This window comes from Streptacidiphilus sp. ASG 303 (assembly GCF_020991365.1).
Taxonomy (GTDB): domain Bacteria; phylum Actinomycetota; class Actinomycetes; order Streptomycetales; family Streptomycetaceae; genus Peterkaempfera.
On sequence record NZ_JAJLRA010000025.1, the window covers coordinates 21,387 to 43,941 of the forward strand.

Below are 22,555 nucleotides of genomic sequence, written 5' to 3' on the forward strand. Positions count from 1 at the left end.
CTGATGGACCCGCGAGGCACCGGCGGCATCGGCCCGGGTGTGGGGGACGGCCTTCCCGGCGGCCCCCGCCCGTCCCGGCCGGCGGCCGCCCCCTACCAGCTCACCGAGGACACCCCGGTCTACGTCATCTCGGTGGCCGCCCAGCTCTCCGGGCTGCACCCGCAGACGCTGCGGCAGTACGACCGGCTGGGCCTGGTCTCCCCGGACCGCGCGGCCGGCCGCGGCCGGCGCTACTCGGCCCGCGACATCGAGCAGCTGCGCGAGGTGCAGCGCCTCTCCCAGGAGGAGGGCATCAACCTCGCCGGCATCAAGCGGATCATCGAGCTGGAGAACCAGGTGGCCGCCCTGCAGTCGCGGGTGACCGAGCTGCTCGACGCCGTGGAGGGGGCGGCGGCCGCGATGCAGCAGCGCGAGGCGGCCGTGCACGCCTCCTACCGCCGCGACCTGGTGCCCTACCAGCAGATGCAGCAGTCCAGCGCGCTGGTGGTCTGGCGGCCCAAGGCCAGGCGTCCGGGGCAGTAGGCCCGCTCGCGTGGACGGGCTCCCTGAGCCGTCGGGCGGCCGTCCGGAACGGACGGCCGCCCGAGGCGTGTCCGGGCCCGGTGCGTGTCCGGGACGGTCCGCCGGACGGATCCGCGCGGGGCCCGAGGGGCCCTCGGGCCGCTCCGCCGGACAGGCGGTGCGCTCACGGGGTGTCCGCCGCCTCCCCGCCCTGCCTGCGCCCCTCCTCCCGCCCCATCCGCCACGCCAGCTGGAACAGGGTGTCCGCCCCGTACTGCTCGCGGACCTTCGCGATGTGGGCGGCGACGGTGCGCTGGCTGAGACTCAGCCGGCTCGCGATCGCCTGCTGGCCCAGCCCCTCGGCGAGCAGCCGCACGATGACGCGCTGCGTCTTCGAGGCGAGCTCGGCCGGGGACGGGGTGACCCCGCCGAGGGGGTCGGCCCGCGCCCAGTCCCGCTCGAAGCACGCCAGAATGTAGGCCACGGTCGCCCGGTCCTCGGTGAAGGCCGCCACGCCGGTGTCGCCGGCCACCGGCATCACGGCGGTCCTGCGGTCGATGATGAAGACCCGCTGCAGCTGCTCGTCCAGGGTCCGCACCTCGCCGCCCCACGCGGTGACGGCCTCGGCGACGCTGCGCACCGTGGGGTCGTGCCGTGCGGCCGACTGGTAGAGGGTGCGCCGTGCCACTCCGCGGCGGAGCAGGGGGAGCTCGTGCTCCAGCATCACCTCCAGGGTGTTGGGGGCGCGGTTGTTCCCCGGCTGGACCGTGATGATCTCCTCGGTGCTCGCCGAGATCAGCTGGGCGATCTGCTCGCGGATCGCCGCTTTGCCTTCTACATAGCGCGTGGCCTGCGAACGGTCCTGCGGGCGTCTGCTGCGGTGGAACTCCTGCGACAGCCCGTCGAGCCGTTCCGGCAGCCCTGCCGCGTAGTCCATGAGCGCCCGGGCCTGCTCGTGCAGGGCGATGCCCCAGCGGGCCCTCAGCAGGTCGGGATCGACGGCGACATAGGCGGAATCGGTGGCCACGTAGGTGAGCAGGCCGGTTTCCACGAGTCGTTGCAGCGCCTCCTGGTCCGCCGAGGCCATCTTTTCCGACGGCCTGGTTCCCCCTGCTTCGAGTACGGAGAGGTACAGCTTCTCCGCTCCGGCGGTCAGGACGAATCGGGATCCGTCCATCGGCGGTACAGCGCTGTCCGACACATTCGTCCCCAGTCGTCTCTCGCTCGTCCGAACGCGGGAGCGGATAGGATCGCCGTCCCGGCCGCCCACCGGCCTGTACGGTGAACGACTGGGCAAGATTATGATCCGAGCCAGTCCGAATGCGCCGCTCGCCTTCGGTCGGGGGCAAGGGGATGCCATGGATGGAGCAGGCAGGGTCGACCAGGTCACACCCTCGGCAGACCTGCTTTCCGCCGGGGCGCGGCAGTTCTATCTCGAGGTGGTGCGGTCCGGCGGGCGATGCTCGGCCGGGACGGATTCCCCCGACGGAGACGTGCTGGAGGAGCTTCGCACGATCGGTCTGCTGGTTCCCGACCCGGACGACCGCGGCGTGCTCGTCGCCGTCGATCCGCACCAGCTGTCGGCCGGCCTCAGCGCCGCGTGGCAGCGGCAGGCGCTCGAACTGATCTCACGGTCCGTCGGTATAGCCTCCGACCTCCAGGGCCTCGTCGAGGCATACCGCGAGACCGGCGCTCCGGAGGAGACCGGTGGGGTCATCGACTACGTCTTCGGCAAGGTCGGGATCAACCAGCGGCTGGTGTCCCTGCTCGAAGGCTGCTCCGAGGAGATGCTGACGGCCCAACCGGGCGGCGGACGCAGCCCGGAGGCTATCAAGACCGCGATCGAGCGTGACATCGCCGTGCTGCGCCGAGGGGCGTCGATCCGGACGGTGTACCAGCCGAGCGCCAGGTATTCGGCCCCCACACGCCACTACGTCGAGAGCATGACCAAGGAGGGCGGGCAGGTCCGCACGCTCGCGGAGCCTTTCGTGCGCCTCATCGTGATCGACCGTGCCGTGGCAGTGATTCCTGTCGGTGGGGACACGGGTAAAGCCGCCTTCGTCAGGGACGAAGCGGTCATCAGCTACCTGGTGGGCATCTTCGAGGGTTTCTGGGAGCGGGCCATTCCCTTCACGGGCGGATCGGAAGTCCCTCCGCAGGTGGTCTCCCGGATGAGGCACCAGATCGTGCAGTTCATGCTGCAGGGCGTTGGGCATCGGATCATCGCGCGCCGACTCGGCTTGAGCGAACGCACTCTGGCCCGGCACATCGCCGAGATGCGTGAGGAGTACGGGGCGGAAACGCTCTTCCAACTGGGGTGGCAGCTGGCGAAGAACCCCTACGGACTGCCCGTGGAGGACGGCGTCGAACTCCCGTGACGCGAAGGTTCAGTCCCAGGCGCTGTCGGATGCAACGAAAGTGACGACGCGTGCAGTGCTCGCCGAGGAATGGACCGTGCTCTGCTCACGAGGGCTCTTGACGTCCCACGCGCTGTCCGCACTGGCCTGAGCCGCTCCCATGAGCAGGGTGGCGACAGCGGCGAGTGCACAGACCGTGAGTCGACGCGCGTTCTGCAAGGTTGGGCTCCTTCCCCGAGAGGCTGAGGCCGCACGTCGTACCTCTACTCGACGAAGGAACGGCCGTCACCATGATGGCGCATTCCCGAAGTAGTGTCACCGCCCTCTCGCAATCAAGTTAATGTCATGAACATTTCAATTAAGAGAAGAGCGGGGTCCTCTGCTGCTCCCGCCGGTGAGTGCGGGAAGTCCCGGAAGCCCGGGCTGCGACCGGTGTTCGCTGCACCGGCCGCAACCCCCGGCGGCCGCGCGACGTCACGACCCCGTCTCTCCCCCGAGGGGACGGGGCGTCCGGCGGTGGCGCACGGCTGCCGGCACAGGAGGCTCCCCGGGGCCGCACGCCCCGCCTCCGGTGCGACTCCACGCTTTCGCGGGCGGGCCTCCGGGGACAAGGCCGACCGGAGGTCATCTTGGTGCGTTTGCACGGACATGCAGCCTTCCGACCGGCGCGGAACCGTCCGCGGCCGGCGCGCGTCCCACCCTGCGCCCGCCGATCGGCGGGGACCCCCGCCGGTCGGCGGGGGTGGTGCGTCATGTCGATGCCAGGCGGCGAGATGACACCCGGTGCCAGTGGACGCCCGGTGTGTGCGCAGTGGACGATCGGTGCTACCCCCTCAAGGCGCCGGGCCCGGCCGCCGTTCGTCCCCCGCATACCGCACCGTCACCAGGGGCTTGGCACTCCCCCCGGTCGGCCGTTCCCCCGGAGTCGACAATGAGTGATGTCTTCATGCGCCCCGGCGCCCACCGCATGCACACCCCGCGTCGGGCCAGGGTGTTCCTCGCCGCACCGCTGATGCGGCTCACCGGCCCCGCGGACAGCGTGGTGACGCTGGCCAGCCGTACCCGGCTGACCGCGCTCCGCGCCGCGCTGCTCCGCTCGGGCGCCGCCGTCTTCAGCGCGCACCACAGCGACGCGTGGACGGTGGCCGGGCGGGTCCCCGAGCCGAGGGTCCCCTCGGACTACCGGGCGATGCAGTCCGCGGACCTGGTCTTCGCCTACGTGGGCGCCCCCCTCTCGGCCGGCGTCAGCCTCGAGCTCGGCTGGGCGTCGGCGCTGCGCAAGCCCGTGGTGCTGCTGGTGGAGGAGGCGGTCACCTACAACCCGCTGATCGCCACCATCGAGCAGGTCGCCCCGGTGCTGCCCCTGGTGTTCGACGACACCTGGTCCCCCGACGCCCTGGCGCACACCGTGGAGACCGCCCTCGACTGGGCGGGCATGGCGCTGTCCAACGCCGAGGGCTTCTGGACCGCCCCCCAGGACGACCTCTACAGCCTGCACCGGGCGGCGGTCGGCGAGGGCTGAGCCGCCCGCGGCACGCGGGACCCCACACGACGGCGGACGGCCGGCTGCGGAAGCAGCCGGCCGTCCGCCGTTCGCCGCTGCCCGCCGCGGGCCGGTCGCGCCCGCGGCGGGCGCCGTCCTGCCGTCATCCGGTCCTGCCGTCATCCGGTCCTGCAGTCCGGGAGTCCGACAGCCCTGCAGCCCGGCAGCCCTGCGGTCCGGCCCTGCCGCCCCGCCGTCCGTGAGCGGCGGGAGGGCCGGCGCGCGTACGGGTGGCCGGGACGCCGCGGCAGGGTACGGGGCCCGGAAGGGCCGGGACGCGCACCGGAAGGGCTCGCCATGCCACGTTGAGCGGGTTAGACTCAACTTGTCTCACGTTGGACGAGGCAGGTCGGTGCCGCCGACCGCCACCCGGCGACACGGAGGAAGCGCGAGCAGTGGACGCGAGCAAGTTCACCACCAAGACCCAGGAAGCCCTGTCGGCCGCGATCCGGCAGGCGGCGAACGCGGGCAACCCCGACGTCGCGCCGGTGCACGTGCTGCTCGCCCTGCTGGAGCAGCCCGAGGGCACCGCCCGCCCCCTGCTGGAGGCGGTCGGCGCCGACCCGCAGCGGGTCGGCGCCGCCGCGCGGCGGCTGGCCGAGGCGCTGCCCAGCGCCCAGGGCTCCACCGTGGCCGCCCCGCAGCTGGCCCGGGAGACCATGGCGGTCGTCACCGACGCCGGGAAGCGGGCGTCCGAGCTGGACGACGCCTACGTCTCCACCGAGCACCTGCTGGTCGGCGTCGCCGCGCAGGGCGGCCAGATCGCCGACGTGCTGGCGTCCGAGGGCGCCACCCCGAAGGCCCTGCTGGAGGCGTTCCGGGAGGTCCGCGGCAGCGCCCGGGTGACCAGCCCCGACCCCGAGGGCACGTACAAGGCGCTGGAGAAGTACGGGACCGACCTCACCGAGGCCGCCCGCTCCGGGCGCCTGGACCCGGTGATCGGCCGCGACCAGGAGATCCGCCGGGTCGTCCAGGTCCTCTCCCGCCGCACCAAGAACAACCCCGTCCTCATCGGCGAGCCCGGCGTCGGCAAGACCGCGGTCGTCGAGGGGCTGGCGCAGCGCATCGTGGCCGGCGACGTGCCCGAGTCGCTGCGCGGCAAGCGCCTGGTGGCGCTCGACCTGGGCGCGATGGTCGCGGGCGCGAAGTACCGGGGCGAGTTCGAGGAGCGGCTGAAGGCCGTCCTGAACGACATCAGGTCCAGCGACGGCCAGGTGATCACCTTCATCGACGAGCTGCACACCGTCGTCGGTGCGGGGGCCGGGGGCGACTCGGCGATGGACGCCGGCAACATGCTCAAGCCGATGCTGGCCCGCGGCGAGCTGCGGATGGTCGGCGCCACCACCCTGGACGAGTACCGCGAGCGGATCGAGAAGGACCCGGCGCTGGAGCGCCGCTTCCAGCAGGTCTTCGTGGGCGAGCCCACGGTCGAGGACACCATCGCCATCCTGCGCGGCCTCAAGGGCCGCTACGAGGCGCACCACAAGGTGCAGATCGCCGACGCCGCCCTGGTGGCCGCCGCGACCCTGTCGAACCGCTACATCACCTCCCGCTTCCTCCCGGACAAGGCCATCGACCTGGTCGACGAGTCGGCGTCCCGGCTGCGGATGGAGATCGACTCCTCGCCGGTGGAGATCGACGAGCTGCAGCGCTCCGTCGACCGGCTGCGGATGGAGGAGATGGCGCTGGAGAAGGAGTCCGACCCGGCGTCCGTCGCCCGGCTGGAGAAGCTCCGCCGCGACCTCGCCGACCGGCAGGAGCAGCTGTCGGGCCTGACCGCCCGCTGGGAGCAGGAGAAGCGGAGCCTCAACCGGGTCGGCGAGCTCAAGGAGCGCCTCGACGGCCTCCAGGGCCAGCTGGAGCGCGCCCAGCGCGACGGCGACTTCGAGACCGCCTCCCGGCTGATGTACGCCGAGGTCCCGGCCGCCGAGCAGGAGCTGGCCGAGGCGCAGGCCCGCGCCGCGGACGAGGACTCCGCCACCTCCTCCATGGTCAAGGAGGAGGTCGGCCCGGACGACGTCGCCGACGTGGTCTCCTCCTGGACCGGCATCCCCGCCGGGCGGCTGATGGAGGGCGAGACCGCGAAGCTGCTGCGCATGGAGGAGGAGCTGGGCCGCCGCCTGATCGGTCAGGCCGCCGCCGTCCAGGCCGTCTCCGACGCGGTGCGGCGCTCCCGCTCCGGCATCGCCGACCCGGACCGGCCCACCGGCTCGTTCCTCTTCCTCGGCCCGACCGGCGTCGGCAAGACCGAGCTGGCCAAGGCCCTCGCCGACTTCCTCTTCGACGACGAGCGGGCGATGGTCCGCATCGACATGAGCGAGTACGGCGAGAAGCACTCGGTCTCCCGGCTGGTCGGCGCCCCGCCCGGGTACGTCGGCTACGAGGAGGGCGGCCAGCTCACCGAGGCCGTGCGGCGGCGCCCGTACAGCGTGGTGCTGCTGGACGAGGTGGAGAAGGCCCACCCCGAGGTCTTCGACGTGCTGCTGCAGGTGCTGGACGACGGCCGCCTCACCGACGGCCAGGGCCGGACGGTGGACTTCCGCAACACCATCCTCATCCTCACCTCCAACCTCGGCTCGCAGTTCCTGGTGGACCCGGCGACGCCGGAGGAGCGCAAGAAGGAGCTGGTGCTGGAGAGCGTGCGCGCCGCCTTCAAGCCGGAGTTCCTCAACCGGCTGGACGACATCGTGGTCTTCGACGCCCTCGGCACCGAGGAGCTCACCCGGATCGTCGACCTCCAGGTCGCCCGGCTCGCCGACCGGCTCCGCGACCGCCGCCTCACGCTGGAGGTCACCCCGGCAGCCCGCGACTGGCTGGCGCTCACCGGGTTCGACCCCGCGTACGGGGCCCGGCCGCTGCGGCGCCTGGTGCAGTCCGCCATCGGCGACCAGCTCGCCCGGGCCATCCTGTCCGGGCGGGTGCACGACGGCGACACCGTCGCCGTCGACCGCGACGAGGCCGTCGACCGGCTCACGGTGGGACCGGCGGGGGAGCGGCCGTCGCCGGCCAAGACCCTCTGACCGCGCGTCGCACGGCAGGCCCGTGGACGTCCCGCCCGCCGCGCGCCCGCGCGGCGGGCGGGACGTCCCGCGGGGCCGTGCCCGGCCGGTGCGCGGCCGGTGCGCGGCCGGTGCGCGGTCGGCGGGTCCCGCGGTCCCGGCGGGTCCCGGGCGTGTCGGGGGAGGCCCGCGGGGCAGGCTGAGGGGAGGCGGCGGCAGCGTCCGGGCCCGAGCCGCCGCCGGCCGTCCTCCGGACCCCCGGCCCCGCGGCCGGGAGCCCGCCGCCCCGCCCCGCGGCACCGCGTCCGGACCGCCCCGCCGCCGGGCTCCGGGCGGGCGCTGCGCCACGGCGGCGCCATGGGGGAGGATGGCAGCCGAACCGTCTCGAAGGGACCAGCCGTGAGCATCGACCCGTCCTCCATCCCGTCCTTCGGCATGCCCCCGCAGCAGCCGGGCGGCGGTCAGCCGAACCCCGCACCGCCGGTGGTGGTGCCGGACCAGGAGCTGGTCAAGCAGCTGCTGGACCAGATGCAGCTCAAGCACGTCGTGGACGAGGAGGGCGACCTCACCGCGCCGTGGGAGGGCTTCCGCGTCTACTACATGTTCCGTGGCGAGGAGAACGAGCTCTTCGCCGTCCGCTCCTTCTACGACCGGGCCTACCCGATCGAGCAGAAGGGCGAGATCCTCGACCTGGTCGACGAGTGGAACCGCGACACCCTGTGGCCGAAGGTCTACACGCACACCCACGAGGACGGCGTCGTCCGCCTCATCGGTGAGTCGCAGATGATCGTCGGCATGGGGGTCAACCTGGAGTACTTCGTGACCACCACCGCGAACTGGACCAACGCCGCCGTCGGCTTCGAGCAGTGGATGGCCGAGCGCCTGGGCCTGCAGAAGGAGGTCGACGGCGAGGACGGCGAGTCCGAGCCCGGCTCCGACGAGGCCTGAGCCTCCCCCGTCCGCGACGAAGGGCCCGCCCCCTGCCGGGGGGCGGGCCCTTCCGCCGTGCCGGGTACCTCTGGACTTGCTCAAGTCCGCTTTGGCCGCACCGCGGGGAGGGCACATACGCGGCACGCGCACGGATGCGCGGGAACAAAGGGGGACACCATGGGCTTCGTCATCGTCGCCGCCGTCGTCCTGGCCGTGGCGGCCATTGCCGCCGCGTCGGGGAGGAGCCGCGGGGGCGGCCGCCGGAAGGGCCGCAGGACCGGATCGGACACCTCCTCCTCGTGGTGGGCCGGCGGGGACTCCGGCGGGAGCTCCGGCGGCGGCCACGGGGGCGGCCACCACTCCTGCGGCGGGGGCCACTCCTGCGGGGGCGGCCACGGCTGCGGGTCGGGCTGCGGATCGGGTTGCGGCTCCAGCTGAAAGGCCCCCGGTGATTCCTCGCTCGTACGGGTAAATCCCCCACGGGCGGGCGGAATTCGTGCTTTCCTCTCTGAGTCACCGGACGATCTTTACCGCCACGGCCGGCCGCGCCGGCGGGCACGCGGAGCGGAGAATGCTCACCACACTGCAGACCTCCTACACCGACACCCGCGCCGGGGAGCTGGCCTGGTGCCTCGGCAGCGGCCCGCTCCCGGCGCTCGCGGTGCTCGACCTCCAGTTCGGCCCGGTGGCCCTGCAGCTGCGCCTGCTCGGCGCGTCGCACCAGGTCGTGCTGGCCGCCGGGCAGGGCATCCGCTCGGAGACGGTGGCCTGCCTCCCCGGGCGGCGCGCGCCGCTGCCGGCCCGCGTCGCCGAGCACGTCCAGGGCTGGGAGTACGACTTCGCGGCCAGGGTGGAGACCCTGGCGCCGGCCGCCTTCGCCGCCCGGGCCCAGGAGCTGATCGAGCTGGTGGAGGGGCATCCGAGCGGGCTGGCCGGGGTCTTCCCCGGGGACCCCAGCGCCTTCACCGCCCTGGTGGCGGCGGGCGACGGGCGGCGGCTGCGCTGGCGCACCTGGCACGCCTACCCGCAGGAGGGGACCCTGGTCTGCACCCGGTCCGCGCTGGTCGCGCCGACCCATGCGGAATCTGTTCGGTAATCGCTTTCCCGGTCGAACGGCCATGGAATTCCGCATCGGTGTCCCCCGGTCGGGTGACGAGAATTCCCGCGGTCTTCCCCTAGCGTTTGTTCGTGATCGACCAGTCCACCGGAACGGCCGTCCGCCGGCCCGTCGGCGACCCGCCTGCCGCCCCGCACCGCACCCGCGCCCGCACCCGGGCACCGTCCGGGCCGGCACGGCTGCTGGTGCTGCTCGCCGCCTTCGTCTGCGCGGCCTGCGGGCTGGTATACGAACTGGAGCTGGTCGCCCTCGGCGGGCGGCTGATCGGCGACCCGGTCACCCAGACCTCCCTCGTCCTCTCGGTGATGGTCTTCGCCATGGGCCTGGGCTCGCTGCTCGCCAAGCGCCTCACCCGGCGCCCGGCCGCGGCCTTCGCCGTCGTGGAGTCGCTGCTGGCCCTGACCGGCGGCCTCTCCGGGCTCGCCCTGTACGCCTGCTGGGCCTGGCTGGGGGGGTGCCGGGCCGCCACCGTGGGCCTCGCCGCCCTGATCGGGGTGCTCGTCGGTACCGAGATCCCGCTGCTGATGACCCTCGTCCAGCGCATCCGCCGGGAGGACGCGGGCCACGCCGTCGCCGACCTCTTCGCCGCCGACTACGTGGGCGCCCTCGTCGGCGGCCTCGCCTTCCCCTTCCTCCTGCTCCCGGCCCTCGGCCAGGCCGCCGGGGCGATACTGGCCGGCGCGGTCAACGCGGTCGCGGGCGGCGCGGTCGCCCTGTGGCTCTTCCGCGACGAGTCGCCGCCGCGCACCCGCCTGCTGCTCCGGGCGGCCTGCGGCCTGGTGCTGGCCGCGCTCGCCGCGGCGGCGTGCGGCACCCCCGCGGTGGAGCGCGCCGCCCGGCGGACGCTCTACGGGGACCGGGTGCGCCTCGCCGAACAGGGCCTCCACCAGGAGGTCGTCCTCACCGGGACGGCCTCCGGCGCCGGACTGCGGCTCTACCTCGACGGACGGCCCGTCCTGTGCGCCGCCGACCGGGACCGCCTCCCGCAGGCCCTGACGCGGCCGGCCATGGCCGGCCCGCACCGCCGGGTGCTGGTCCTCGGCGGGGGCGGCGGCCTCGTCGTCCGGGAGGTGCTGCGGCACCCGGGCGTGCGCCGGGTCGTGGCCGTGCAGCCCGACCCCGACGTCACCCGGCTCGCCCGGACCGACCCGGCACTGACCGCGCTCAACGGGCACGCGCTGGACGATCCCCGGGTCCTGGTCGCCGCGGCCGACCCCCTGGTCTGGCTGCGCGGCGCGGCGGCCGCCGCGCCCCCGTTCGACGTCGTCCTCGTCGACCCGCCCGGGCCCGGGGACGCGCACGGCGCGGACCTCCGGACGGAGGAGTTCTACGGACTGGCCGCACGCCTGCTCGCCCCCCGCGGCCGGCTCGCCGTGGCGGCCGGGCCGTTCGGGTCGGGTGCCGGGACCGCCGACCGGGGCCGGTTCAGGACCGTGGAGGCGGCGCTGCGCGCCGTGCCGCTGCGGACCGCCGCGTACACCGTGCGCCAGGCCGCGTCCGGCTGCGGGAGCACGGCGGACCAGGGGTTCCTCCTCGCCGCGCCGCCCGGGGGCGGGGCGCTTGCGCGTCCGGTTCCCCCCGCCGTCCCCGCGGCCTCCGGCACCGGTCCGCTCCCGCCCCCGGAGACCCTCCTCCGGCCGCTGCGGTGAGGACGCCCCGGAGCACCGCCGCCCGTACCGCACGCCGCCCGCCCCTGCCGCCCGCCCTGCCGCCCGCTCCCGGCTCACGTCGCACGCCCCCTTGCGCGCCGCGCGCCGACCGCCGCCGGGGCCGTGCAGGGGCCGTGCCGGGGCCTGCGGACCTGCGACGGGAGGGCCGGCGGGCCGGGGTCCGCGCGTCCACGGCGCAACGCCCTTCGCGACCGCGGCAGGTGGGTAGGCTCCCCACATGGAGCATCAGGTCCCCGTCCCGCTTCCGGCCCGGCTCGTCCGGCAGGCGCTCCGCGAACCCGGCCTGCTGGCCCGGTGCGTCCCGGGGCTGACCGTCGACGGTCCTGAACCCGGAGTGCCGCAGCCGGACGGACCGGGTTCCGGCGGGCCGGGCCGGGCGGACGGGACCGTCTCCGGGCGGCTGCGCCTGCGGGTCGGCGGCGCCAGCATCACCTACCGCGGCGAGTTCGCCGTCGCCCCGGACGGCGGCGGCGGGGACGGCGGCGGCGGGGACGGCGGCGGCGGGGACGGCGGCGGCGGGGACGGCGCCGTCTCGGTCACCGCCGAGGCCCGCGAGGTGCGCGGCGCCGGGCAGGTGTCCCTGGCCCTGCGCGTCGCCGTCGAGGAGGGGCCCGCCGGCTCCGGCACGGCGGTGCTGGTGGTCACCGGCAAGGTCGCCGTCCAGGGCCGCCTGGCCGAGGCCGATCCGGCGGCGGCCGCCGCGGCCGGACAGCGCCTGCTGGAGCGGACGGCCGCCGCGCTCGCCGCGGAGCACGCCGCGGGCGACCCCGCCGCAGGCGACCCCTCCGGGGACGGCTCCGCCGGGGCCGCGGCCCCCGAGGACCGGGCCGGTGACGCGGGGGACGTCGACGACCCTGCGGCGGACGGACCGGAGGAGCCCGCCGAGGCCGCCGGGACGGTCGACGCCCGCCTGGAGGAGCTCGAGGAGCTCGGGGAGTTGGAGGGCCTGGAGGACCCGGACGCCCCCGGGGCCGCCCCCCTCCCGGACCACGGCGCCCTCCCGCTCCCCGGCGACCCGCTCCCCGGCGACCCGCTCCCCGGCGGCCGGGCCGCGGCCCGGGGCGCCGACGGCGCGGACCCGCTCGACGGGCCGGTCCGCCGCTCCATCGTGGGCCGCTCCGCGGAGGAGGTCGACCACGCCCCGCCCCGCGGCCGGTACGCGCCGGCGCTGCCCGCCCGCGGCGCCCGAGGCAGGGTGGCGGCCCGCAGGCCCGGCGCCGACCGCGGACCGGCCACGCCGGTGGCCGCGCCGGACGCCGACCGCAGCCTGCTGCCCTGGGTGATCGGGGGCGGTGCGGCCGTGGTGGGCGGTGCGGTCGCGCTGGCCCGCGTCCTGCGCAGGCGCTGACCGGGCCGGCCGGGCCCGCCGCCCCTCCGCCCCGCCCCTCCGCCCCGCCCCTCCGTCCCGCCGCCCCGTCCCGTGCGACCTCCCCGCCCGTCCGCCTCCCGCCCCGCCACCCCGCCCGCCCGCCGCAACGAAGACGGAGCCCCCTTGACCAGCGCTGCCGCCGACCTCCTCCCGGACACCCCGTCCGCCGTCCGCCTCACCGCCGGCGAGGCCGCGCTGACGGTGCTGCCCGACGCGGGCTGCCGCCTCGGCAGCCTGCGCATCGGCGGACTGGAACTCCTCCGCCGGCCCCCGGCGGAGCCCGACGCCGCACCCTCGGACCGGCTCTTCGGCTGGGGCAGCTTCCCCATGGTCCCCTGGGCCGGCCGGGTGGACCGCGGGGTCTTCAACAACGGCCCGGTGCGGCACCGGCTGCCCACCGACGTGCTGCCGCCGCACGCGATCCACGGCACGGCGCTGACCGGGGCCTGGCGGCTCGCCGCGCCGCCGACCGACCGGGAGGCCGTCTTCGTCCACGACCTGGCGGACCCGTGGCCCTACCCCGGACGGGTCACCCAGCGCTTCGTGCTCGGGCCGGACGAGCTGCGCACCACCCTGGAGGTGGAGACGCGCGGGGACTCCTTCCCGGCACAGGTCGGCTGGCACCCCTGGTTCCTGCGGCACCCCCTCGGCGCGCCGGAGGGCAGCCGGCCGCTCCAGGTGGACTTCGCGCCCGCGTGGCAGGAGGAGCGCGGCGCCGACCACCTGCCCACCGGCCGGCGCATCGAGCCGCAGCCGGGCCCCTGGGACGACTGCTTCGGCATGCCGGACGGCGTCCGCGCCGTCCTGGACTGGCCGGGCCTGCTGCGGATGACCGTCACCAGCGACTGCCGCTGGGCGGTGGTCTTCGACCAGCTGGGCGACGCCCTCTGCTTCGAGCCGCAGAGCGGGCCGCCCAACGGCCTCAACACCCGGCCCCGCCTGGTCACCCCGATCGACCCCCTGGAGGCGGAGACGGTCTGGCGGTGGGAGCGCCCGTGAGGCGCCGGCCGCCGGGCGAACTAGGCTGGTGGTCCATGAGCAACGACCGTGACGCCCTGCTGGCGCAGATCAAGGACAAGGCCGTCGTCCACGGCAGGGTCACCCTCTCCTCCGGCAAGGAGGCCGACTACTACGTCGACCTGCGCCGCATCACGCTCGACGGCGAGGCCGCCCCGCTGGTGGGCCGGGTGATGCTGGACCTCACCGCCGACCTGCCGTACGACGCCGTCGGCGGCCTGACCCTGGGTGCCGACCCGGTCGCCGCCGCGATGCTGCACGCCGCCGCGGCCCGCGGCCGCCGCCTGGACGCCTTCGTCGTCCGCAAGACCGGCAAGGCGCACGGCCTCCAGCGCCGGATCGAGGGCCCGGACGTCCGGGGCCGCCGGGTGCTGGCCGTGGAGGACACCTCCACCACCGGCGGCTCGGTCCTGACCGCGGTGGAGGCGCTGCGCGAGGCGGGCGCCGAGGTGGTCGGCGTCGCGGTGATCGTGGAGCGCGGCGCCGCCCCGGCGGTCAAGGAGGCGGGCCTGCCCTACTACACCGCCTACGTCCCCGGCGACCTCGGCCTGGACTGACCGCCTCCCCGGACGGCGGGAGCCGGACCGGTCCGGTACACGGCCGAGGGCGGATGTTCCACGTGGAACATCCGCCCTCGGCCGTGTACCGGACCGCTCAGCGGCGGCGGTGCCGCCCGCCGCCCTGCCCGGCCGTGTCCCGGGCGTACGGGGCGTCGACCTCGGGCTCGAGGTCGAGGCCCGCCTTCTTCTTCCGCCGCTCGCGCCACACCTCGACCAGGATCGGCGAGACCGACAGCAGCACGATGAGCGCCATGGCCGGGATGAGGTACTTGTCGATCACACCGGCCAGCTGGTCGCCGGTGAGGTAGCCGATGAGCAGCATGGACTCGGTCCACAGCACGCCGCCGACGACGTTCCAGACGAAGAAGGTGCGGGCCGGCATCTCCAGGGTGCCCGCCACCGGGTTGAGGAAGGTCCGCACGATGGGGATGAAGCGGGCCATGACCACGGCCTTGGCCGGCCCGAACTTGCCGAAGTAGTACTCGGCCTTCTCCACGTACTCCCGCCGGAAGACCTTCGACTCGGGTTTGTCGAACATCCGCGGGCCGACCTTGGCGCCGATGAGGTGGCCCAGCTGCGCCCCCGCGACGGCCGCCAGGGGGGCGCCCAGCAGGAGGGCCGCGATGGGCATCTGGACGCCCTCGCCGAAGACCTTGGCGGCGGCGCCGGAGGCGGCCACGCCGGCCAGGATCAGCAGGGAGTCGCCGGGGAAGAAGAAGCCGATCAGCAGGCCCGTCTCGGCGAAGATGATCGCGAGGATCCCGATCGCGCCGAGCGAGGAGATCAGCGACTTGGCGTCGAGGAGGTTGAGCGCGAGCGTCGTCGTGTCCACCGGTGCAGAGTAGCGGGAGGGCCTCCGCCGACCACGAGTCCGCCCCTGCGGCGGCCGCGCCGCACCCGAGGGCCCCGGCGCCCGCCGTCCCCCGCCGTCCCCCGCCTCCGGACCCTCCCCCGCCGCGGCCCGGCCCGCGCCGACGCGCCCGCCGTCCCGCCTGACGGGCAGGAAGGTGAAGCCCAGGGCCTCTTCTGGGAGGATGGCACAGGCGTTCACCGTACGTACACCGCACACCGACAGGAGCGGATTCGCATGCCCATCGCAACTCCCGAGGTCTACTCCGAGATGCTGGACCGGGCCAAGGCGGGCAAGTTCGCCTACCCGGCCATCAACGTCACCTCGTCGCAGACCCTGCACGCCGCGCTGCGCGGGTTCGCCGAGGCGGAGAGCGACGGCATCATCCAGATCTCCACCGGTGGCGCCGAGTTCCTGGGCGGCCAGTACAGCAAGGACATGGTGACCGGCGCCGTGGCGCTGGCCGAGTTCGCGCACATCGTGGCCGAGAAGTACCCGGTCACCGTGGCGCTGCACACCGACCACTGCCCCAAGGACAAGCTGGACGGCTACGTCCGCCCGCTGATCAAGGTGTCGCAGGACCGCGTCGCCCAGGGCCGCAACCCCCTCTTCCAGTCCCACATGTGGGACGGCTCCGCCGAGACCCTCGCCGACAACCTGGAGATCGCCCAGGAGCTGCTCGCCGAGGCCGCCAAGGCGAAGATCGTCCTCGAGGTCGAGATCACCCCGACCGGCGGCGAGGAGGACGGCGTCTCCCACGAGATCAACGACGAGCTGTACACCTCCGTCGCCGACGCGGTCCGCACCGCCGAGGCCCTCGGCCTGGGGGAGAAGGGCCGGTACCTGCTGGCCGCCTCCTTCGGCAACGTCCACGGCGTCTACAAGCCGGGCAACGTCGTCCTCAAGCCGGAGCTGCTGCGCGAGCTGCAGGACGGCGTGGGCGCGAAGTTCGGCCGGAAGGACCCGTTCTACTTCGTCTTCCACGGCGGCTCCGGCTCCACCGCCGAGGAGATCTCCACCGCCCTGGAGCACGGCGTCGTCAAGATGAACATCGACACCGACACCCAGTACGCCTTCACCCGCCCGGTCGTGGACCACATGTTCCGCAACTACGACGGCGTCCTGAAGGTCGACGGCGAGGTCGGCCGGAAGTCCACCTACGACCCGCGGACCTGGGGCAAGCTCGCCGAGGCCGGCATGGCCTCCCGCGTCGTCGAGGCCGCGCAGAGCCTGCGCTCCGCCGGCGCGAAGCTCAAGTAGGCGTCACCCGGGTGCCCCGGCGCGGACTCCCGCGCCGGGGCACCGGCGTGCCCGCACCCGTCGGGCCCACCCGTCAGACTGGTGCCATGAACCTCCACGAGAACCTGCTCGGGGGCCCGCCCCCGACGCACCTGCCCGCCGAGCCCGAGCCGGCGGATCTGCTGGCCTCCGGCGCCTCCCCGGCCGAGGTGGCCGCCGCGCACCCCACCTCCTCCCTGGCCTGGGCGCAGCTCGCCGACGACGCCTTCGCCGGCGGCCGGGTGGTCGAGTCCTACGCCTACGCCCGCACCGGCTACCACCGCGGCCTGGACGCGCTGCGCCGCAGCGGCTGGAAGGGCCACGGCCCGGTGCCGTGGGAGCACGAGCCCAACCGCGGCTTCCTGCGCGCCCTGCACGCCCTGGCCCGCGCCGCCGACGCGATCGGCGAGAAGCCCGAGGCCGAGCGCTGCGCCCAGTTCCTGCGCGACAGCTCGCCCACCGCGGCGGACACCCTCGGCTGACGGCCGCCCCGCCCCCGGCGCCGCCCGCCGCGGCGGCGCCGGGGGCGCACACCGGCGGCCCTTCCCCCCGGACCGGGGCACATGATAGGGATCACAACGGTTCGCGGAGCCGATGAGGAGACCCCTGTGAACGACCCCGACACCGATCCCGCCGCCGTCACCGGAGACTCCGCGCAGGGCACACCCACCCTGGAGTTCGAGGGGACGACCCCGTACGAGGACTACGTGCACGCCTCCGTGCTCACGGGCCTCCAGCAGCCGCTCTCCGACGATCCGGGCGAGATGGCCTTCCTGGTCACCACCCAGGTCATGGAGCTGTGGTTCACCCTGCTCGTCCACGAGTGGCGCACCGCCCGGGACGCCCTGTTCAAGGACGACACCGAACGGGCGATGGAGGCGCTGCGCCGCAGCCTCACCGCGCACCGGGCGCTCAACGACTCCTGGCGGCCCATCGCCGCCCTCACCCCGGCGCAGTTCAACGCCTACCGCACCGCGCTGGGCGAGGCCTCGGGCTTCCAGTCGGCGATGTACCGGCAGGTGGAGTTCCTGCTGGGCGACAAGTCGCTGTCGCTGCTCCGCCCCCACCGGGGCCACCCCCGGGTGCACGCGGAGCTGGAGGCGGCCCTCGCCGAGCCGTGCCTCTACGACGCGGTGATGGACCACCTGCACCGGCAGGGCCTGCCGGTGCCCCGGGAGGTGCTGGACCGCGACGTGACGCAGCCCTGGACCCCGCACCCCGGCGTCGAGGAGGTGTGGCGGCAGGTCTACGCCGGCCCCCAGGGCAGCCCGCTGGTCGCCCTCGGCGAGGTGCTCACCGACGTCGGCGAACTGGTGTGGCGCTGGCGCAGCGACCACCTGCTGGCCACCCGCCGCGCCATGGGCGCCAAGGCGGGCAGCGGCGGGTCGCCGGGCGTGGCGTGGCTGGAGAAGCGGGCCGCGCGCTCGGTCTTCCCGGAGCTGTGGACGGCCCGCAGCCATGTCTGACGCCCTGCGGGGCGGCGGACCGCACCGCGCCGCCCCGGCCGCCCGCGCCGCCGTGTCCGCCGTGTCCGCCGCGGCCCCGCCGACCGCCGTCGCCCCGCCGACCGCCGCCGCCTGCGGCCCCGCCGAGGAGGAGCGCCGGGCCCTGGGCAGGCCGCCGGTGGAGCCGCCGCGGACCCTGCGCTACGGCGGCCACCCGGACCAGGTCTGCGACCTGTGGCGGGCCGCCGACCCGGACGCGCCCACGGTGCTGCTGCTCCACGGCGGGTTCTGGAAGCAGCAGTACGACCGGCGCCACCTCTCGCCGCTCGCCGCCCACCTGGCCGCCTCCGGCTTCCACGCCGTGCTGGCGGAGTACCGGCGGGTGGGGGGCGCCGGGGGCTGGCCGGGGACCCTGGACGACACCGCCGCGCTGGTCGACGCCGCGGCGTCCGGCACCCTGGCGGCCGACGTGCCGTCCTCGGGGAGGGCGCCGCTGCTGCTCGGCCACTCGGCCGGGGGGCACCTGGCGCTGTGGGCGGCGGCCCGGCACCTCCTCCCGGCCGACGCGCCGTGGCGCGGCGGGCGGCGGCCGCGCGGCGTGCTCGCCGTCGCCCCGGTGGCCGACCTCGCCGCCGCCGTCGCGGACGGCAGCGGCGGCGGTGCCGCGGCCGCCCTCCTCGGCGGTGCCGACCGGGTCGCGGAGCGCCTGCCGTACGCGGACCCGGCGGCCCTCGGGCCGACCGGGGTCCCCACCGTCGTGGTGCACGGCGAGGACGACCCGGACGTCCCGGTGGCCCGCTCCCGGGCGTACGCGGCGGCCGACCCGGCGGTGCGGATGCTCCCGCTGCCCGGGGTGGGCCACTTCGCGCCCGTGGACCCCGGCACGGCGGCGTGCGGGGTGCTGCTGGACGCCCTGCGCGCCCTGGACGCGGCCACGACGGCACCGGCGGCGGCCCCGCCCGCGGACGGCGCCCCGGAGGCCCCGGAGGAGGGAGGCCGGTGAACGCCCCGTCCGCCGAGGCCCTCGGCTTCGACCCCTGGTCGCCCGCCTTCGTGGCGCACCCCTACGACGTGTACGCCCGGCTGCGGGAGCAGGCCCCGGTGTCCCGCTACGAGCCCACCGGCCAGTGGCTGGTCTCCCGCCACGCGGACGTCTCGGCGCTGCTGCGGGACCGCCGCCTGGGCCGCACCTACCTGCACCGCTTCGGCCACGAGGAGTTCGGCCGCACCCCGCCGCCGCCCGAGCACGAGCCCTTCCACACCCTCAACGGGCACGGGCTGCTCGACCTGGAGCCGCCCGACCACACCCGCATCCGCCGCCTGGTGTCCAAGGCCTTCACCCCGCGCATGGTGGAGTCGCTGCGCCCCACCGTGCGGCGGCTCGCGGAGGAGCTGGCGGCCGGCCTGGTCGCGGACGGCGGGGGCGACCTGGTGGCCCGGGTCGCCGAGCCGCTGCCGGTCGCGGTGATCGCCGAGATGCTGGGCGTCCCGGAGGCGGACCGCGGCCTGCTGCGGCCCTGGTCGGAGGCGATCACCGGCATGTTCGAGCTGAACCCCTCCGAGGAGGCGGCGGCCCGCGCGGTGCGGGCCTCCACGGAGTTCTCGGACTACCTGCGGGCCCTGGCCGCCGAGCGCCGCCGCAACCCCGGCGGCGACCTCGTCTCGGCCCTGGTCGCCGCCCACGACGAGGGGGACCGGCTCAGCGAGCAGGAGCTGGTCTCCACCTGCGTGCTGCTGCTCAACGCCGGCCACGAGGCGACCGTGAACACCACGGCCAACGGCTGGTGGGCGCTGCTGCGCCACCCGGACCGGCTCGCGCAGCTGCGGGCCGACCCGGAGCGGCTGCTGCCCACCGCGGTCGAGGAGCTGATGCGGTACGACACACCGCTGCAGATGTTCGAGCGGTGGGTGCTGGACGACATCGAGGTCGCCGGGGTGCGGATCCCGCGCGGCTCGGAGGTGGCGCTGCTGTTCGGCTCCGCCAACCGGGACCCGGCGCGGTTCGCGGACCCGGACCGGCTGGACCTGGCCCGGGCCGACAACCCCCACATCAGCTTCGGCGCGGGCATCCACTTCTGCCTGGGCGCCCCGCTGGCGCGGCTGGAGCTCGCCGAGTCCTTCGGCGCGGTGCTGCGGGCCGCGCCGCGGCTGTCGCCGGTGCGGGAGCCGCAGTGGCGGCCCGGCTACGTCATCCGCGGCCTGGCGGAGCTGCCGGTCGAGGTGTGACGGACCGGTCTGCGGGAGGCGGCCGGCCGGGCCCGGCGGCCCCGGCCCCGGCCCGCCGGTGCCTCCGGCCGACGCCGCCCGTCCGGGGCCGCCGCCCGTTCATGGCGGTGCGTCAGGAATGCCGCGCGGAGGGCACCGTGAGCCGCCAGGCCGCGGGCCGGACGGTCCAGGTGCGGAAGCGGACGGGCCCCGCGAACCCGCTGTCCGCCTCGTAGCTGAAGCCGCGTCCGGAGACCGTGACGGTGCGGGCCCGGACCCGCAGGCCGTGGCCGGCCGCCGAGGGGGAGCGGACCAGCACCTCCACCGCGCCGTCGGCCGGCCCGGGCCGCCAGGCCGTCTCCCCGTGGAGCGCGGCGAGGGCGGCGAGCCGGACGGCCACCAGGTGCACCGGCCGGTCGGTGTCGGCGAGGAGGGTGCCGTCGGCCTCGATCCGCAGCCGCTGGCCGGGTCCGTCGTGCACGGCCGCCGGTCCGGCGAGGACCGCGCGGGCGAGGCTGCGGGCCGTACGGCCCAGCCGCGCCGGTACCAGCAGGGAGCGCCAGCCGGACTCCGCCGGGGTCGCCTGCCCGGCCGCAGCGGATTTCGCCGAGAGCGAACAGCACGGCGGGTCGTCCCCGTCCCCGTACGCCCGGACGGCCGTCGGCCACCCGTCCGGCGGGCCGTCCGCCCCCGGCGCCCCGGGGTGCGCCCCGGCGTCCGCCGCCGACCGGTGCTCCCCGCCGCCGCGGACGCCCGGCCGCAGCGGCGGACGGCCCGGGATGCACAGGCCGCCGAGCACCACCCCGCCGCTGTCGTCCACCAGCAGGTCCAGGCTCCGCTCGCCGCCGCCCAGGACCGCCCGGGCCGCCGCCACCGGCTCCGCCGGGACGCCCAAAGCCCTGGCCAGCGCGGTGGAGGGGGTGTCGCCCACCGGTATGAGGCCCACCGCGCCGGCGCCCAGTTCCCGCTGCCGGTGCAGGGTCTGCACCACCCGCTGCAGCGCCCGGTCGTCGCCCACCACCACCGGCCGCTTGCGGCCCCGGTGGGCGAGCACCCGGTCGAGCTCCGCCGCCGTCTCCGGCACCGCGACCTTCACCGCGGCGGCGCCGCGGAGCACGTCCCCGGCGATCCGCACCGACTCCCCGTCCGCCCGCCGGGCGGCGGGATCGATGACCACCAGCAGCGGCTGCCCTGCCGTGTGCTCGGACGACACCAGCGGTCCTTCCTCAGGTAATCTCTCGGTGCAAGAGCCCCTTGCGCTGTTGCGCCAGGGGCTTCGTCTATCTCGGGGCCGAATCCGGCGGCCTTCCGCCGCCAGGATGCCCCGCCCGGAAGGGGTGTACGCCTGTGCCCGCACTCGTGCTCGTCGGGGCTCAGTGGGGTGACGAGGGCAAGGGGAAGGCCACCGACCTCCTCGGCGGCTCCGTGGACTACGTGGTCCGCTACCAGGGCGGCAACAACGCCGGCCACACGGTGGTCGTCGGCGACCAGAAGTACGCCCTCCACCTCCTCCCCTCCGGCATCCTCAGCCCCAACTGCACCCCGGTGATCGGCAACGGCGTCGTGATCGACCCGGGCGTGCTGCTCTCCGAGCTCTCGGGTCTGGAGCAGCGGGGCATCGACACCTCCAAGCTGCTGATCTCCGGCAACGCGCACCTGATCACGCCGTACCACCGGACGATCGACAAGGTCACCGAGCGCTTCCTGGGCAAGCGGCGGATCGGCACCACCGGGCGCGGCATCGGTCCCGCCTACGCGGACAAGATCAACCGCGTGGGCATCCGGGTGCAGGACCTCTTCGACGAGTCGATCCTGCAGCAGAAGGTGGAGGCCGCCCTCCACGACAAGAACCAGATCCTGGTCAAGCTCTACAACCGCCGCGCGATGCCGGCCGAGCTGGTCGTCCAGGAGTACCTCGGCTACGCCGAGAAGATCCGCCCGTACCTCGCCGACACCACGCTCGTCCTCAACCAGGCGCTCGACGCCGGCAAGGTCGTGCTGCTGGAGGGCGGCCAGGGCACCCTGCTGGACGTGGACCACGGGACGTACCCCTTCGTGACCTCGTCCAACCCCACGTCGGGCGGCGCCTGCACCGGCTCCGGCATCGGGCCCACCCGCATCGACCGGGTCATCGGCATCCTCAAGGCGTACACCACCCGCGTGGGCTCCGGCCCGTTCCCGACCGAGCTCTTCGACGAGGACGGCGAGGCGCTGCGCCGCATCGGCGGCGAGCGGGGCGTGACCACCGGCCGCGACCGGCGCTGCGGCTGGTTCGACGCGGTGATCGCCCGCTACGCGACCCGGGTCAACGGCCTCACCGACTTCTTCCTCACCAAGCTGGACGTGCTCACCGGCTGGGAGCAGATCCCGGTCTGCGTCGCCTACGAGATCGACGGCCGCCGGGTGGAGGAGCTGCCGTACAACCAGTCGGACTTCCACCACGCCAAGCCGGTCTACGAGATGCTGCCGGGCTGGTCGGAGGACATCACCAAGGCGAAGACCTTCGGCGACCTGCCGAAGAACGCCCAGGCGTACGTGAAGGCGCTGGAGGAGATGTCGGGCGCCCCGATCTCGGCCGTGGGCGTCGGCCCGGGCCGCACCGAGACGATCGAGATCAACTCCTTCCTGTGACGCGGGTCCTGTGACACGGGTCCCGTGACACGGGTCCTGCGACCCGGGTCCGGTGACCGCCGCCCCGGCCCCCGCGGGCCGGG

20 protein-coding genes are annotated in these 22,555 nt (G+C 75.3%); 17 read left to right on the plus strand and 3 right to left on the minus strand.

Annotated elements, in window-relative coordinates:
* Positions 1–3: 3 nt before the first annotated feature.
* Positions 4–522, plus strand: coding sequence for a heat shock protein transcriptional repressor HspR (locus tag LO771_RS23985; RefSeq protein ID WP_230746404.1), 519 nt, complete (start codon positions 4–6; stop codon positions 520–522).
* 163 nt (positions 523–685) lie between these two features.
* On the opposite strand, the gene LO771_RS23990 is transcribed toward LO771_RS23985, so the two are convergent.
* Complete coding sequence (locus tag LO771_RS23990; RefSeq protein WP_230746406.1) at positions 686–1,678, minus strand: LuxR C-terminal-related transcriptional regulator; 993 nt, start codon at positions 1,676–1,678, stop codon at positions 686–688.
* 181 nt (positions 1,679–1,859) lie between these two features.
* Here LO771_RS23990 and LO771_RS23995 point away from each other — a divergent pair, with 181 nt between their 5' ends.
* The 10 genes from LO771_RS23995 to pyrE all read left to right on the plus strand — a co-directional run bounded on the left by LO771_RS23995 (position 1,860) and on the right by pyrE (position 14,060).
* Entirely contained in the window at positions 1,860–2,879 is a 1,020-nt protein-coding gene (locus LO771_RS23995) for a hypothetical protein (RefSeq protein ID WP_230746408.1), read from the plus strand.
* A gap of 910 nt (positions 2,880–3,789) precedes the next feature.
* On the plus strand, positions 3,790–4,380 hold the full coding sequence (locus LO771_RS24000) for a hypothetical protein (protein WP_230746418.1): 591 nt from the start codon (positions 3,790–3,792) through the stop codon (positions 4,378–4,380).
* Positions 4,381–4,796: 416 nt separating this feature from the next.
* Positions 4,797–7,421: an ATP-dependent chaperone ClpB gene (clpB, locus tag LO771_RS24005; protein ID WP_230746425.1), complete on the plus strand. Its 2,625-nt coding sequence runs from the start codon at positions 4,797–4,799 to the stop codon at positions 7,419–7,421.
* Between the two features lie 378 nt (positions 7,422–7,799).
* Positions 7,800–8,348 (plus strand): YbjN domain-containing protein, encoded by a 549-nt coding sequence (locus LO771_RS24010; protein WP_230746427.1) that lies wholly within the window; start codon positions 7,800–7,802, stop codon positions 8,346–8,348.
* A 159-nt stretch (positions 8,349–8,507) separates the two neighbouring features.
* Positions 8,508–8,768: a hypothetical protein gene (locus tag LO771_RS24015; protein WP_230746429.1), complete on the plus strand. Its 261-nt coding sequence runs from the start codon at positions 8,508–8,510 to the stop codon at positions 8,766–8,768.
* 133 nt (positions 8,769–8,901) lie between these two features.
* Positions 8,902–9,426, plus strand: coding sequence for a DUF2617 family protein (locus tag LO771_RS24020; RefSeq protein ID WP_230746432.1), 525 nt, complete (start codon positions 8,902–8,904; stop codon positions 9,424–9,426).
* Between the two features lie 92 nt (positions 9,427–9,518).
* Positions 9,519–11,096, plus strand: a complete 1,578-nt coding sequence (locus tag LO771_RS24025) for a fused MFS/spermidine synthase (protein WP_374228229.1) — start codon at positions 9,519–9,521, stop codon at positions 11,094–11,096.
* A gap of 238 nt (positions 11,097–11,334) precedes the next feature.
* Positions 11,335–12,465 (plus strand): hypothetical protein, encoded by a 1,131-nt coding sequence (locus LO771_RS24030; protein WP_230746434.1) that lies wholly within the window; start codon positions 11,335–11,337, stop codon positions 12,463–12,465.
* A gap of 144 nt (positions 12,466–12,609) precedes the next feature.
* The gene (locus tag LO771_RS24035) at positions 12,610–13,485 is read left to right on the plus strand and encodes an aldose 1-epimerase (RefSeq protein WP_230746436.1); all 876 of its coding nucleotides are present in this window, start codon (positions 12,610–12,612) and stop codon (positions 13,483–13,485) included.
* Positions 13,486–13,520: 35 nt separating this feature from the next.
* Positions 13,521–14,060 carry an orotate phosphoribosyltransferase gene (gene pyrE / locus LO771_RS24040; RefSeq protein ID WP_230746438.1) on the plus strand — a complete coding sequence of 180 codons (540 nt, stop codon included), beginning with the start codon at positions 13,521–13,523 and terminating at the stop codon, positions 14,058–14,060.
* Between the two features lie 97 nt (positions 14,061–14,157).
* On the opposite strand, the gene LO771_RS24045 is transcribed toward pyrE, so the two are convergent.
* A complete protein-coding gene (locus tag LO771_RS24045) occupies positions 14,158–14,895 on the minus strand; it encodes a DedA family protein (protein ID WP_230746441.1) in 738 nt (245 codons plus the stop codon).
* A gap of 255 nt (positions 14,896–15,150) precedes the next feature.
* On the opposite strand from LO771_RS24045, the gene fbaA reads away from it, so the two are divergent.
* The 5 genes from fbaA to LO771_RS24070 all read left to right on the plus strand — a co-directional run bounded on the left by fbaA (position 15,151) and on the right by LO771_RS24070 (position 19,862).
* A complete protein-coding gene (gene fbaA / locus LO771_RS24050; protein ID WP_230746443.1) occupies positions 15,151–16,173 on the plus strand; it encodes a class II fructose-bisphosphate aldolase in 1,023 nt (340 codons plus the stop codon).
* Positions 16,174–16,259: 86 nt separating this feature from the next.
* Positions 16,260–16,673 (plus strand): DUF3151 domain-containing protein, encoded by a 414-nt coding sequence (locus LO771_RS24055; protein WP_230746446.1) that lies wholly within the window; start codon positions 16,260–16,262, stop codon positions 16,671–16,673.
* A gap of 81 nt (positions 16,674–16,754) precedes the next feature.
* The gene (locus LO771_RS24060; RefSeq protein WP_374228230.1) at positions 16,755–17,657 is read left to right on the plus strand and encodes a tryptophan 2,3-dioxygenase; all 903 of its coding nucleotides are present in this window, start codon (positions 16,755–16,757) and stop codon (positions 17,655–17,657) included.
* Positions 17,650–18,639 carry an alpha/beta hydrolase gene (locus LO771_RS24065; protein WP_230746456.1) on the plus strand — a complete coding sequence of 330 codons (990 nt, stop codon included), beginning with the start codon at positions 17,650–17,652 and terminating at the stop codon, positions 18,637–18,639. The genes LO771_RS24060 and LO771_RS24065 overlap by 8 nt, the downstream gene beginning before the upstream one ends.
* A complete protein-coding gene (locus tag LO771_RS24070; RefSeq protein ID WP_230746458.1) occupies positions 18,636–19,862 on the plus strand; it encodes a cytochrome P450 in 1,227 nt (408 codons plus the stop codon). Before LO771_RS24065 ends, LO771_RS24070 begins: the two co-directional genes overlap by 4 nt.
* Before the next feature lie 112 nt (positions 19,863–19,974).
* Here LO771_RS24070 and LO771_RS24075 read toward each other — a convergent pair whose 3' ends face one another.
* Positions 19,975–21,054 (minus strand): hypothetical protein, encoded by a 1,080-nt coding sequence (locus tag LO771_RS24075; protein WP_230746460.1) that lies wholly within the window; start codon positions 21,052–21,054, stop codon positions 19,975–19,977.
* A 134-nt stretch (positions 21,055–21,188) separates the two neighbouring features.
* On the opposite strand from LO771_RS24075, the gene LO771_RS24080 reads away from it, so the two are divergent.
* Positions 21,189–22,472, plus strand: a complete 1,284-nt coding sequence (locus LO771_RS24080; RefSeq protein WP_230746462.1) for an adenylosuccinate synthase — start codon at positions 21,189–21,191, stop codon at positions 22,470–22,472.
* Positions 22,473–22,555 lie beyond the last annotated feature (83 nt).